Origin of the sequence: Clostridium beijerinckii, from assembly GCA_003129525.1 — a bacterium.
Classification (GTDB): Bacteria; Bacillota; Clostridia; order Clostridiales; family Clostridiaceae; genus Clostridium; species Clostridium beijerinckii_D.
The window spans coordinates 3,213,954-3,227,107 of sequence record CP029329.1 but is presented as its reverse complement, the minus strand read 5'-3'; the positions used below and the strand labels follow the sequence as shown (position 1 = coordinate 3,227,107).

Below are 13,154 nucleotides of genomic sequence, written 5' to 3'. Positions count from 1 at the left end.
ACTCGACCGTAAGGAATTTTTTTCTTGTATTAACAACTTTAGTTTAAATAATGCAAATATAAAGAAGATGATATTAATAGAAGCAACTTATAAAAAATGTTTAATAATACGATTATATTAGCTACAATAGTATTAATATGATAAATTCAAAATAGGATGTAATAATTACAATAGCTATTTTGCAGGAAAAAACAAAAGATAGGGTGGTAAATAATATGAAGATTGCAATTACAACTACAAGAAATCCAGATGAAAGTTTAATAAATAAAGCATATGGTATAGCTAAAGAATTAGATATACCATATGTAAAAAGAGGGAATTGTAGCATAGAGAAAATTAGTGAAATGAATAAAATAGAATATTTTCTCTTTGTAGAGAAAGATAAAATTGTTTTAAAGGGAGACGATAATACATTTTTTTGGCATCCAAGTACATCAGGACTTAAGTTGAATACAATAAAAGATGGTTTTAATCAACCTATGGTAGAAGCTATGAATTTAAAGGAAGGGGATAGGGTATTAGATTGTACTTTAGGAATGGCTACAGATGCTATAGTATTTGCATCTATTGTCGGCGAAAAGGGTAAGGTTGTTGGCACGGAAGTTAATAAGTATATTGCTTGTATAACTAAAAATGGATTAAATGATTATAAAGATATAGATGAGGAAACTAAAACATTTATGGATAGGATAGATGTTATTAATTCATCTTATGAAGAATATATTTTAAGTCAACCAGATAATAGCTTTGATGTAGTTTATTTTGACCCTATGTTTAAAAGACCAAATAAAAAATCAGTAGCAATAAATTCTTTAAGGCCATTTGCACAGCAAGGAGGATTAAAAAAAGAAACCCTTATACAGGCACTACGTGTTTGTAAAAATCGTGTTGTTATTAAAGAAAGAGTTGGTAGTGGTGAGTTTGAGAAATTAGGAATTCAAAAATGTTATGGAAATACTAAATTTGGATCTATAGCCTATGGTGTTATTGAAAAAAATGATATAAATGCTGTATAGGAGACATTGTTAAAATGTATAACAAAAAGGCTAATATCCATAATAATCATAGATATTAGTCTCTTTTATGAATTAAAGCAATGTATTAACACCATTTACATTGGCTTGTTCATCATCATCCATAGGAATAACAATACATTTTTTCCCGTCAATTATTTGTGATTTTATTTGAGTTACTTTTTGAGGCTTTACTTGAAGTACAATATCATAGTTTGGATTAGTATTGTTCTCAAATTCTATTTCTGCGTCAGAAGCTGATTCTAACTTAGAGTCGGAAGCTGATTCTAAATTAATGTCAGAATTTGTTTCTAACATGATATCAGTCTCTGTTTTCAATATGAGATCAGTTTCTAATTCCAAAGCTAATTCTTTTTCTGAATCTAATTCAGCATCTATTTTTGTTTTTTCAAGTCTTTCTTCTAGTATTCGTACTTTTTTTTCAAGTCTCTCTTCCTTTTTTCTTTGCTCATTTGCTGCTAATGCTTTTGTATCGATTAAATGTTCTACTGCAGGAGGTGTATCACCAAATTCTTCCTTATAGGATTTTTCGATTTTTGCAGTAATTTCTTCAGGAATACCGCTTTCAATTAGAATATCTTGAATATTATCATTAGTCAAAATTATAGGCTCAGCATCTTTACCATTAACAGTAGTATGATCATCTACCATATTATTAAGAGTTTCTTGAAGTTCCATGAATAAATGATCAGATTTTTCTTCATAATTGCCAATGGCATTACGAATAATAGTATTGAATGCTTCTTTTTGTTCAGTAGCAGTTTGTTTTGAACTACAGCCTAAAGCTTGTTCCATTAATTCTGGATGTGGATCTTTTGCATTTTTTGTATAGTACATAATAGAATGAATATCAGTACTACGGTCTGTAAAAGCTGGAAATACAAATCCAAGATCAGGGGCACCAACTATCCAATCTCTAAGACGTGCTCCAATTCGATTTTTATCTTCAAGATATCCAAGACCTGGTTTTGAAAGTGATACCGGACATATTGCACATAATAGGTATTCATATACTTCTTCGGATTCATCTAATTTTGCATTATCTGTAGTTTTTGTCATAACATCGTATGCATCGTGAAAAATAAGTATTAGAAAATTACCTGTGTAGTCATAACTATCTATAATTAATTTATAGAAGTTATCAAGTAGAGCATCATTTTTTAATTTGCTTTTTTTTAGTTCCATTAGAGAAAGTTGTCTACCGCCTATATTTTCTTCATCAAGGGGAAAATTAAGTTCTAGAAGATTATTTCCCACAGTTCCAGATAATGTTTTTCTTGCAATCTCTAAATATTTAAAAAATTCTATCTCTTGTAGAGTTAAAAAAGTTTCTTTGATATTTAAAACAATATTTTTTTGACCATCTACATAGCAACCGCACATTCTGGTAAATGTACAGTCGTCCTTTTTTAAACGTCTTTTTAATTCCAATATTTCTTTTTTATTCATAAATCGCCCTCTCATTCCATGAGTTTTTATTAAGCATATGAAGGAAAATAACAAGTCCAAATTTGCCATGAATGTTTTTCATCAAGCAAGGAGACAGACTGACAGGTTATTTTATTATGTGCCTACGTACATAATAAAGAATATGCTACATAATATAGTATAGTATTCAATGAATAGCTCTGCAAGTAACTAAATAAATTTAAAAGACTATACTTCATAAGTTAGTAAAATAATAATTTATAAAGTACACATAGTAAAGCAATAAATGGTGAGACTAATAAATGTTAAAATAAGTAATGTTTAAAATTCAAAAGATTCAAAGGAGTGAATATAATGGATGATGATAAAGTAGTGTGTGGATGTACTAATGTTACTATACAGAATTTAAGGGATGCCATTGAAAATGGTGCTAAGTCATTTGAAGAGATACAATCTGTTATAAATGTTGACACTCGTTGCGGTCAGTGTGTAGATAGTGTTAAATCATTAGTTAATGAATTATTAGGAAAATAATAATTTTTAGAGGATATCTAAAACATAAAAATAAATCAGAATACTATTATAAAATCATTTATTAGAGATGTAAATACGTCTCTATGTAGGTGATTTTTTGTTTATAATGATAAAATATAATCAGAAGATGGCAGGCTATTCTAGATAATTTTTATTATATAGAATAGATAAGAGTTATATTACCTAGGAGGTTCTAACTTTGTATTGCCTTCAAAGCTAGATAGCTTGGAAGGTATAATACTAATTGTGTATTCTTTCCAAAATGTCGCTGTTTTATAGGACAAGGGTTTCCGGTAGCATCAGTATAAAACAGAGCTTTTCTATGGTCAGCATAACTTCCACCAAGACCTGCTTTCTTAAGTTCATCAACTGTAGCATTTTCCATAAGTTGGTGTACCATAGTTGCAATCATTTCAACATGGGCCATTTCTTCTGTGCCTATATCTGTTAAAAGAGCTTTAGACTTGCCAGTTGGCATTGAATAACGTTGATCTAAATATCTAAGTGCTGCACTTAATTCACCATCAGGACCACCGTATTGTGTTATTAGATATTTTGCCATATTAAGATCTTTGCATTTTAAATTTATTGGATATTCTAATGTTTTTACATAATACCACATAAGTTTTTCTTCCTCCTATTAATAATTATCCCAAGGCCATGGTTCATCTGTCCAAGCTTTTGGATCTTCTACAAAAGATGAACCAAAGTTTGTTAATGGGCCATGTTTTTTTTCATATTCATGAATTAAACTAGTTAATTTACAAGATACTTTACTGTAATCTTCACTAGCATTTTTGTCATTGGGAAAATTATCAAGGTATAGGTTAAGGTCTACAGCACAAAAATTATATATCATTATATTATTTAATTCATTGTTCATCGGACACATAATGTCTCACCTCTCACATTTATTTTTTTTGCAGTCATGATCATGATAGGGTCTATAAAGATCTTTAAATATTGTCCCCATTAAAAATCCTTCTTTGCATGAAAACAAATTTTCATATTTTTGAGGTAAGATATATGCACGCGCATATTCTTTTGATTTATACATATCATCGTCTTTAGCTTTGCACATATTGTACATATCATCATCTTTAGCTTTGCACATATTGTACATATCATGGTCTTTGGCTTTGCACATATTGTACATATCATCGTCTTTTGATTTGTACATATATCCATCTTCTGATTTACTCATATAAAGTTTTGCTCCTTTATTTGTTACTTACTTAATAAATAGTTTATGAAATTTTTCAACAAAATGTGATAATAAATTAAATTAAAAAAATTAAAAAGGATTATTAACAAATTAAAAGATGAAATAGGAATTTATAATGTATATATGCAATAGTTACTTAGCTTTAGTGAAGCAAATAGAGATTTAAGAACAATATTTGTAGGTCCAGGTGTAAATGTAACAATAATGAAATATACTAAAAAATATAATATTCATATTATTTTATTTACTATAAAAGTGTTATTGACAAAGAAATAGAATAAATGTTATTATGTCTATGAATTTAATAGATGGGAGAAAGGTGTGGAGGAATTTATCCGTAATGCAACTATAGAAGATTTTAAAAGAGGTTATGTATGGGATGGTAAAAAAGCAGAATTTATTTGTTTGATATGTGGAGAATATATTGGTGAAAATGATGATTGTATAAATACTCATACTGGAAGACATGGAAATCCTATTGAAAGACTGCTGATGTTGGACAAAAAATATACTGGATTAACTGAAATTCAAAAAGAATTTTTAGATATGGTATCGAATAAATATAGTGGTAAGGAAATTGCAATGAAGCTTGCATGTACAGAATCCACAGTAAGAAATATGAGATTTGCATTGAGAGAAAGAGCAAGACAAGCAAGAGCATTTTTGGCAGTTATGGAATTAGCTGAAGAAAAGATGCCCAAAATAACAAATCCAAAGCTTCGAGTTTTCCCTGTTAAAGAAGAGAAAAGGAAAGCATTATTGCCAAGATTTGCTGATTTATTTGAGCCTGATAGAGACTACACGGAAACTGAAGTAAAGAAAGTCATTAAAACCATTTATGAAGATGATGCAACAATACGCCGATACCTAGTAGACTATGGATACTTGAGCAGAACAAATGACGGAAGTAAATATTATAAGAATTGTGAGGTTAATATTATGAGAGATATGAACAAAAAAGAAATTATAAATAATTATAAGCAGCAAGAAATAGAGATGGGTATAATTCAAGTATATAATACGGTTAATAGATATTCTTTTGTAGATATATGTACAAATTTATATAAGCCATTTGAATCAATTAAGTTCCGATTAAATTTGGGTAGGAGTAAAATTAAAAAATTACAAGAAGATTGGGCTACTTACGGAGAAGATGCCTTTGAGTTCAAAGTTGTAGAAAAGCTAAAACCTAATGATGGGTCTACAGATAAAGAAAAAGTTGATGAACTAAAAGAACTTTTAAATATGTGGATTGCTAGTCAAGGGGAAAGTCTAAAATTATATAAATAAATATAGAAACTTTATATTTTATGAGGTAATAAATTGAAATTAATAGCAAATTATATCTCAATTTCAAGAATATTTCTTGGACTTATATTGGCTTTGCTAAAACCATTAAGTATAGAATTTTTAGTAATTTATTCTTTTTGTGGAATTAGCGATATTTTGGATGGATTTATAGCAAGAAAAACTTACACGACAAGCAAATTGGGAGAAAAACTCGACTCAGTTGCAGATTTGATAATGTGTATAGTACTGATAATTGTGTTATATCCGATAATAAATCTAACAGTTGAAATCATTATTTGGATAGTTATTATTGGAATAATAAGAGTTATGTCAATGACGGTGGTGTTTATAAAGTATAAAACCTTTGGGATGCTTCATACATATGGCAATAAAATTACAGGGGTTATGCTGTTTATATTCCCTCTATCACTTAAGTATCTTCAATCAGATATTATGGTGTACATAGTTTGTGTGCTTGCAGGTATTTCCGCTATTGAAGAATTCTTAATTAATTTATCATCAAATAAATTTCAAGCAAATAGGAAAAGTATATTCTTAAAATGAGATGACTATGTAGATATAGCAACTACTTTTATATAAAATAGTTGCTATATTTTTAATGTTCTTGTAGATTAATTAAGGATATCTCTTGTAAATTTTTTTGTTTGTTAAGAAAATGTATATTTGCAGTTTTGCTATTATCATTTACACTATCGATGTAAATTGGGGATCCATGATAAGTTACATTAGCCATAACTGGGGAAGAAGCAATTTCCAGTGCACGGTCTTTATCCATAGTAATAATCTCCTTTTATTAATTAATTTTCAATCATAGCTTTTACATTAAATTAATAAAATATTCTTTCTTTGTTTCTAAGTATTAAAGGTATATTAAATAAAATTATTAATATATTTTTATAAAAATTAAAATTAAAAAGCTAGAAGAATCTATATGAAGTGAACGCAATATAACTATACTATATTTTTGAATTTGACAAATGATTTAGTTGTAACTATAATGGTTACAACATAGAGAATGAAAATTAAAAATGTTTTTTGTAGTCATTGATATACGTGTTATATTATAGTGAAAAACACAAGGAGGATAATTATGAAAATATTATATTTTACGGCAACTGGAAATAATTTATATGTAGCAAAAAAAATTGGAGGGGAGTATTACTCTATTCCTAAATTGATAAAGGAAGATAACTTTGAATTTGAAGACGAAAAAATTGGTATAGTATTTCCGATTTATGGTCTTGGTGTTCCCAAAATTGTTGAAGAATTCTTAGATAAAGTGAAGTTAAATAGTAAGTATATTTTTGCGGTAGCAACTTATGGTGCCTTTGCTGGAGGAGTTACTAATCACCTGTTGGAAATTGGAAAAAGAAATAACATTAAATTTTCTTATATCAATGAATTACTTATGGTTGATAATTTTCTACCAGGATTTGATATTACTAAGCAGATGGAAAAGGAGCCAAAGAAAAATATAGAAGAAAATCTTGCTAAAATAATTGATGATATTAAAGTTGGAAGAAATCATATTAAGAAACATCCTATTATTAGAAGTCTTACAAAACTTATGAATCAAAATGATAATAGTAAGCAGTTTGTAAAGAAGTTTTATGTGGAAAGTAATTGTAATGGATGTAAAACCTGTGAAAAAGTATGTCCTGTAGATAATATAAAAGTAGATACTAGCCCCACCTTTTATGATAATTGTCAAAGCTGTTTAGCTTGTATTAATAATTGTCCTCAAAACGCAATAAGATTAAAAAATGAAAAAAGTAGAGCTCGATTTAGAAATCAAAATGTTAAATTAAAGGAAATAATAGATTCGAATAATTAATCAGCTCGTTGACAAATAAATTCGTTGTAACTATAATGATTGCAAGGAAGGTGTTTAACATGAAAATAAGCAGTAGATTTTCTGTAGCTACTCATATAATTGCAATGTTGCATATTGGAAAAGATATATTGTCTACTTCTGAAGTTATTGCCCACAGCGTTAACACAAATCCAGTAGTTATTAGAAGAGTTATCGGCATGTTAAAAAAAGCCGAATTAGTAAATGTAAACGCAGGTTGTGGTGGAGCGTATTTACTAAAACCAATAGAGGATATAACATTACTTGACATATACAAAGCTGTAGAGGTAGTGAAAGATGGAAAACTCTTTCAAATCCATGAAGATCCAGATCATCATTGCATTGTAGGTGCTTGTATTGAGGATGTTCTTGGAGACATTTTATGTAAAGCCCAAACAGCTATGGAAGATGTCCTTCAGAAGGTTACAATGGCAGATATAATCACAAGTATATTAGAAAAAATTGAATAAAATATTCAATTTTTTTTCTAACAGTTGTAACTTGAATGGTTACAACTAATAGAAATTTGTTATTATAATCATAACTATAGGGAATACTATACTAAATAAATAGATTAAAACTATGAACATAAATAGTTTAGATGATTTATGTTACATGGATTTATATATTAAAATATAAATAATTTGGAGGTAAGATGGATTATGAATGAAACAATGAAAACTCTATTAAACAGAAGAAGTATAAGAAAATTTAAACAAGAACAAATAAAAGATGAAGAATTAAATGCAGTTTTAGAGGCAGGTAAATTTGCACCAAGTGGTGGAAATCAACAGTCTGCATTATTTATAGTAGTTCAAAACAAAGATGCTATTGAAAAAATAACAAAAATGAATGCAGCTGTTATTGGCAAAGAGGGGATGGACCCATATTATGGAGTACCTACAATAATTCTTGTATTTGGAGATAAAAGCAAAGTAACACCTGTTGAGGATGCAAGTCTTGCTTTAGGAAATATGTACAATGCAGCATATTCTCTTGGGCTTGGTTCATGTTGGATTCACCGTACAGGACAAATGTTTGAGACTGAAGAAGGTAAGGCATTGTTAAAAGAATGGGGAGTTGAAGGTGAATATGTTGGCGTAGGTTCTTGCATTTTAGGGTATCCAGATTGCGATCAACCTAAAGCTGCTCCAAGAAAAAATGATTTTTTAATAATGGTGAAATAAGAAAGTTGGTAATTGAATACATGAACTAATTACTTATATGAACAAGCAAATAAAGTAATAGGAACGCTAAATTTTAGTAATATGCTGAAACTTAGCGTTTTTTTATATATGATAATCCATAGAGAAAAAGTGAGGATATGAATGAAAATATTATTAAAGATTTAATCTGTACTGATTATAGATTTCAAAACTTTAAATCTATCGTTACACAAATCTATTCTAACCTTATTATTTTCAAAGACATTTAGAGAGAGCAAATTTGAGGCTGCTTTCATAGCGTTGATGAATTCTTCATCAGTTAAGTAGTTATCATCTACAATCATTGAGAAAACATAGACATCTTTTTGCTTGTCAATTTTAATATCTATTTCAGAGTCACTGCTAAAAAAGATTTCAGATTTCAAATAATCTCCTAGATTTTCTGCTTGTGATTTTGTTATATTATCAGTATAGTAAACATGATTTTTACCATAATCAAGTGATTTTTCAGGAATATAAGCAGAGTATATAAATGAGGCAGCAGAAAATGCAAAAATTAAAACTCCTATAATTATTGGTAGAAAATAAGAAGCTCTCTCTCCACCATTTTGAATATGTTCTTCATATAGTTTGCGCTGAATATTCATAAGATATATGGCAACACCAATATTAATAGGCAAAAATATAATGGGAGTTTTAATTGATAATATAATTGCTAAAGTGATAAGAACTATAAATCCTAAAATAGTCCATAAAAGGCATGTCCATTTTTTTCGTTGATTTTCACATCGCCCATAATTTAATGAACACATAATTCCAGCAGGAAGAAATGAGAAAAGTACGGAAAATATAATAAATGATTTAGGATTCCATAATTTTTTTGTTGGTATTTTATTAATCTCTGTCATAAAGAGGCCTCCTTAATATTGGGGTTATCCAAATTATAGCATAAAAATTTTTTCTATCCAATTAGTAATACACTTTGTAGAAAGTTATAAACTAAGCATTAATAGGTTCAGCTATAGTTATAGCAAGCTCTACTTATTGTATCGCACATATTTTATGATTTTTATAATTAGTAGCTTTTTTTATGTGATTAAAACAGATATATTCTAATATTCTTCACCATAAATATGGATTACCATATTTATTCTGTACCATACATATTCTGAAGAATATTACCATATATATTCTTCAGAATATGCGGAAAAAATGTGGGCTAAGGGGCTATTGGGATAGAAAAGTTATTTGGATAAATTATTTTTTGGTCTTCATTTTACGATAATACCATATTATCGAAGTAATAAAAGCGCAGAAAATTTTTATAAGAAGATCTGTCGCTGTATCTTCAAGCCCTCCATTTACCATATCTGCTTTTAAAAAATAATCTGCTAGAAACTCAACCATTTCCCACAAGGTACCTAAGGTAATTGAAAAACAAAATGAAAATATTAAAGTAAAAATAGTAAATCGTTGTTCAGTTATATTTTTTTCCTTTACAATAATCCCTTGTATCAAATGCAATCCAATAATAACTGCATAGCTACCAAACATACCATGGAGAAACAAGTCCCACCACCAAAATGTAGTATAGACTTTCATAATTTCACCAAAGTATAATGCAAGTAAAATAAACAGTAATGATATGAATTCAAAGCTAGAAGGCAACACTATTTTCTTTTTATTAGCAATGTGAGTAACTATAAACGGAAGTATAATACATACAATAGCCCCAGGAAATAAGAATAAACCCTCGAATTGTCCTGATATAATCTTAAAAATAGCTGTAGCTATTAATATTATTTCAAATAATACTGCGATTCCAATAGTTAGTTTACTATGTTTATTATTCATTAAAAATCCATCCCTTTCTAGAAATTTTTTATTATAAAGAAATAAGTATAGTTGAATAAGAAATTAATTATTTATATAGTGATATCTTTTCCTAATTTCGTAAAAATATGAAAAGTGTTTCTAAGAAAATAGATATGACAGTTTATTTTTAAAAAGATGGTATTACTATAGTTTTTTATATGGTTTAATTTTTACTTTTGGATTAATTAGAACTTATGATATATTGCAATGTATTACTTGTAGTAAATATTAATATAAAAGTAAGATAATCATAAATAAAACGTAATTATTTTTATGATATAATGTACGAGAAATAATGAAACTAAATTTTTTACATTAAATTATAGCATAATAAAGGAGACTAGAAATTATGAAATTTAAATCATTTATATCAAAAGGAATTATATTATCTTTAACTTTAGGTGTTTTTTTAACATCATTTCCTGGAGTTCCAGCATTTGCAGATTCATTTAAGTCTGTTACTCTAGGCGCTGATTTAAGCAATGATCAAAAAGAAGAAATGCTAAAATATTTTGAAGTAACTAAAAATGATGCCAATATATTAGAAATTACGTCAAAAGAAGAACATACATACTTAGGAAAAGTTGCATCACAAGCTCAACTTGGTAATAAATCAATATCATGCTCTTATGTTGAGCCAACAGAAAAAGGTGGATTAAATGTAACTACAAATAATCTTACTTGGGTTAATGATGGAATGATAAAAAACGCATTGATTACAGCTGGTATTGAAAATGCTAATGTTAAAGCATCTGCACCTTTTAAAGTATCTGGAACTGCTGCTCTTACCGGAATATTAAAAGGATTTGAAAATAGTAGTGCAGGAAAAAAGATTGATGAAAATAAAAAAGAAGCTGCAAATGAAGAATTAGTTACTACAGGAGATATTGGAGAGAAAATAGGACAAGATGACGCGAGTAACTTAATGAATGATATAAAAAAAGATGTAATAAAAGAAAACCCTAAAACAAAAGAAGAAATAAACAAAATAGTAGATAAAGCTACTAAAGAATATAAAACTACTTTATCTGATGAAGATATAGCTAACATAAAAGATGTAATGAGTAAAATAAACGACTTAGACCTTAACTACAATAACCTAAAAGATCAATTAAATGATGTAACTAATCAATTAAAGGATAAATTAAATAGTGATGAAGCTAAAGGATTTTTTGCTAAATTAGAAGAATTGTTTTCAAATTTCTTAGATTCAGTAAAAGGTGCATTTTCAAAATAACACATTAAAATTTAGGATTAAATAAGAAGGAAAGTGCTAAGTTGTAAAAAATCATAATCACTGACCTAGAAAATGCGAACAAGTATAATAGGTACTTTATAAATTTAATGAAAAAGTTGTTTGTGAGAAAAAACGTATATAAGAATCAGTAGAAAAATATTTTCCACTTAAAATTTATATAATATAAGTAAATAGTAGCAAAATAAAGTAAAGAGAAAATATATGCAATCTCTTTACTTTATTTTTTATTTAAACATCTGTCCTGTATATTCTTTAAAGGGAACACGAACTGCAACACCTGTTTCATCTAATTTATATGGTGTTCCTTCAACAGGGTTTCTGTCATAAACTAAGTTCATACCTATGTCATACATAACGTCAGCTATATTAGGATTTTGCAGTGAGGTACCTAACATAAAGCCATTTGAAATTAGGTCTATAGATTCAGGTATTCCATCTATCCCGACAACAGGGATTACTTTTGATTTATCTCCAATGTTATAACCATATTTTTGTAATGCTTGAACGGCACCAATTGCCATAGAATCATCATTTGAAATTATTGCTTCTATTTTGCCACTATATCTTAAAAGTAATGCATCAATTGTACTTCTAGCTGTTTCTGTGTCCCAATTTAAAACTGGTGATGCAAGTTCTTGTGTTTTTATACCAGCTTGTTGGATAGTTGAAATGGAATATTTTGATCTATCCATAGATGTTTCATTAGATTTTTCACCAATCAGCATTATATATTGTAATACGTTATCTTTATTTTTATCAATAGATTCTTTATGACTGTTCCAAGCTTCAGTAATCATTTTTCCTTGCAAAACACCAGCTTGCTTTGAATCTGTTCCTACTAACAAAACTTTCTTATAAGGTTTAATGACATCTGCTGTAGAGGGTTCTCTATTAAAAACTATTACTGGGACATTATATTGCGTAATTTTGTTGATTGTTTCTCCTAGATTATTTATATCAACGATATCTAATAATATAAGATCAATACCTTCCTTAAGTTTTGTATCAATATCTACGTTTTGTATTGATTTATTAAATTTGGCATCATAAAAAGCAAATGCAACGTTTCCTTCATTATTTTTTTGAATATCTTCAAATCTATTCCGAAGAAATATAAGATAGTCATCATTAAGGTCTTTTGCAAATAATGCAACTCTAACAGGAAGCCTCTGGCAATAGTTTGTGTTAATATCTGTAGCCATAGAGTAGTTATTTCTTAGCATTATAGTAACTATAATTGTAATTGCAGTTAGAGTTAAGATCTTTTTCAGTATTTTCATTTGAATCATTCCAATCATTTGTTTGATAGCTTTATTATATGTTTTAGGAAAAATTTTATACTAAATCAATATACATGAAAGGATTTTTAAAGGGTCTGTTGGAGTAATTGGCCAACATGATTTCTGGGCTTAAGAGTTACATGTTATAAAATTTCTCATAAGTTTCTTTTTAAAGTGTATCATATGATACG

The 13,154-nt window shown here is 28.2% G+C and carries 16 protein-coding genes; 8 read left to right on the top strand and 8 right to left on the bottom strand.

Features of this window, described 5'->3' with window-relative positions; genetic code table 11:
• The first annotated feature begins 215 nt into the window (after window positions 1-215).
• On the top strand, window positions 216-1,016 hold the full coding sequence (locus DIC82_14275) for a protein-L-IsoD (protein ID AWK52103.1): 801 nt from the start codon (window positions 216-218) through the stop codon (window positions 1,014-1,016).
• Window positions 1,017-1,088: 72 nt separating this feature from the next.
• Here DIC82_14275 and DIC82_14270 read toward each other — a convergent pair whose 3' ends face one another.
• Window positions 1,089-2,483 (bottom strand): hypothetical protein, encoded by a 1,395-nt coding sequence (locus DIC82_14270; GenBank protein AWK52102.1) that lies wholly within the window; start codon window positions 2,481-2,483, stop codon window positions 1,089-1,091.
• A gap of 333 nt (window positions 2,484-2,816) precedes the next feature.
• Between DIC82_14270 and DIC82_14265 the strand changes: the two genes are divergently transcribed.
• Window positions 2,817-2,996: a (2Fe-2S)-binding protein gene (locus tag DIC82_14265; protein ID AWK52101.1), complete on the top strand. Its 180-nt coding sequence runs from the start codon at window positions 2,817-2,819 to the stop codon at window positions 2,994-2,996.
• 193 nt (window positions 2,997-3,189) lie between these two features.
• Here the strand turns inward: DIC82_14265 and DIC82_14260 are convergent, their stop codons facing one another.
• Genes DIC82_14260 through DIC82_14250 form a run of 3 tightly spaced genes read right to left on the bottom strand, consistent with a single transcriptional unit; the run spans window position 3,190 to window position 4,086 of the window.
• Window positions 3,190-3,618 carry a spore coat protein CotJC gene (locus DIC82_14260; protein AWK52100.1) on the bottom strand — a complete coding sequence of 143 codons (429 nt, stop codon included), beginning with the start codon at window positions 3,616-3,618 and terminating at the stop codon, window positions 3,190-3,192.
• Between the two features lie 18 nt (window positions 3,619-3,636).
• Complete coding sequence (locus tag DIC82_14255; GenBank protein ID AWK53096.1) at window positions 3,637-3,879, bottom strand: spore coat protein CotJB; 243 nt, start codon at window positions 3,877-3,879, stop codon at window positions 3,637-3,639.
• A gap of 15 nt (window positions 3,880-3,894) precedes the next feature.
• Complete coding sequence (locus DIC82_14250; GenBank protein AWK53095.1) at window positions 3,895-4,086, bottom strand: hypothetical protein; 192 nt, start codon at window positions 4,084-4,086, stop codon at window positions 3,895-3,897.
• A 456-nt stretch (window positions 4,087-4,542) separates the two neighbouring features.
• On the opposite strand from DIC82_14250, the gene DIC82_14245 reads away from it, so the two are divergent.
• Together DIC82_14245 and DIC82_14240 are read left to right on the top strand one after the other, a co-directional pair.
• Window positions 4,543-5,511, top strand: coding sequence for a LuxR family transcriptional regulator (locus tag DIC82_14245; protein AWK52099.1), 969 nt, complete (start codon window positions 4,543-4,545; stop codon window positions 5,509-5,511).
• Between the two features lie 33 nt (window positions 5,512-5,544).
• On the top strand, window positions 5,545-6,075 hold the full coding sequence (locus tag DIC82_14240) for a CDP-alcohol phosphatidyltransferase (GenBank protein ID AWK52098.1): 531 nt from the start codon (window positions 5,545-5,547) through the stop codon (window positions 6,073-6,075).
• 52 nt (window positions 6,076-6,127) lie between these two features.
• Here DIC82_14240 and sspH read toward each other — a convergent pair whose 3' ends face one another.
• Window positions 6,128-6,307: an H-type small acid-soluble spore protein gene (sspH, locus tag DIC82_14235; GenBank protein ID AWK52097.1), complete on the bottom strand. Its 180-nt coding sequence runs from the start codon at window positions 6,305-6,307 to the stop codon at window positions 6,128-6,130.
• 315 nt (window positions 6,308-6,622) lie between these two features.
• Here sspH and DIC82_14230 point away from each other — a divergent pair, with 315 nt between their 5' ends.
• The 3 genes from DIC82_14230 to DIC82_14220 all read left to right on the top strand — a co-directional run bounded on the left by DIC82_14230 (window position 6,623) and on the right by DIC82_14220 (window position 8,571).
• Entirely contained in the window at window positions 6,623-7,366 is a 744-nt protein-coding gene (locus DIC82_14230; GenBank protein AWK52096.1) for a 4Fe-4S ferredoxin, read from the top strand.
• Window positions 7,367-7,425: 59 nt separating this feature from the next.
• Window positions 7,426-7,854: a transcriptional regulator gene (locus DIC82_14225; GenBank protein ID AWK52095.1), complete on the top strand. Its 429-nt coding sequence runs from the start codon at window positions 7,426-7,428 to the stop codon at window positions 7,852-7,854.
• Window positions 7,855-8,046: 192 nt separating this feature from the next.
• Window positions 8,047-8,571, top strand: a complete 525-nt coding sequence (locus DIC82_14220) for a diguanylate cyclase (protein AWK52094.1) — start codon at window positions 8,047-8,049, stop codon at window positions 8,569-8,571.
• A 161-nt stretch (window positions 8,572-8,732) separates the two neighbouring features.
• Here the strand turns inward: DIC82_14220 and DIC82_14215 are convergent, their stop codons facing one another.
• The gene (locus DIC82_14215) at window positions 8,733-9,458 is read right to left on the bottom strand and encodes a hypothetical protein (protein ID AWK52093.1); all 726 of its coding nucleotides are present in this window, start codon (window positions 9,456-9,458) and stop codon (window positions 8,733-8,735) included.
• Window positions 9,459-9,807: 349 nt separating this feature from the next.
• The gene (locus tag DIC82_14210; GenBank protein ID AWK52092.1) at window positions 9,808-10,404 is read right to left on the bottom strand and encodes a hypothetical protein; all 597 of its coding nucleotides are present in this window, start codon (window positions 10,402-10,404) and stop codon (window positions 9,808-9,810) included.
• Window positions 10,405-10,774: 370 nt separating this feature from the next.
• Here DIC82_14210 and DIC82_14205 point away from each other — a divergent pair, with 370 nt between their 5' ends.
• Complete coding sequence (locus DIC82_14205; GenBank protein AWK52091.1) at window positions 10,775-11,662, top strand: DUF1002 domain-containing protein; 888 nt, start codon at window positions 10,775-10,777, stop codon at window positions 11,660-11,662.
• 245 nt (window positions 11,663-11,907) lie between these two features.
• On the opposite strand, the gene DIC82_14200 is transcribed toward DIC82_14205, so the two are convergent.
• The gene (locus DIC82_14200) at window positions 11,908-12,963 is read right to left on the bottom strand and encodes a galactose ABC transporter substrate-binding protein (protein ID AWK52090.1); all 1,056 of its coding nucleotides are present in this window, start codon (window positions 12,961-12,963) and stop codon (window positions 11,908-11,910) included.
• Window positions 12,964-13,154: the final 191 nt, after the last annotated feature.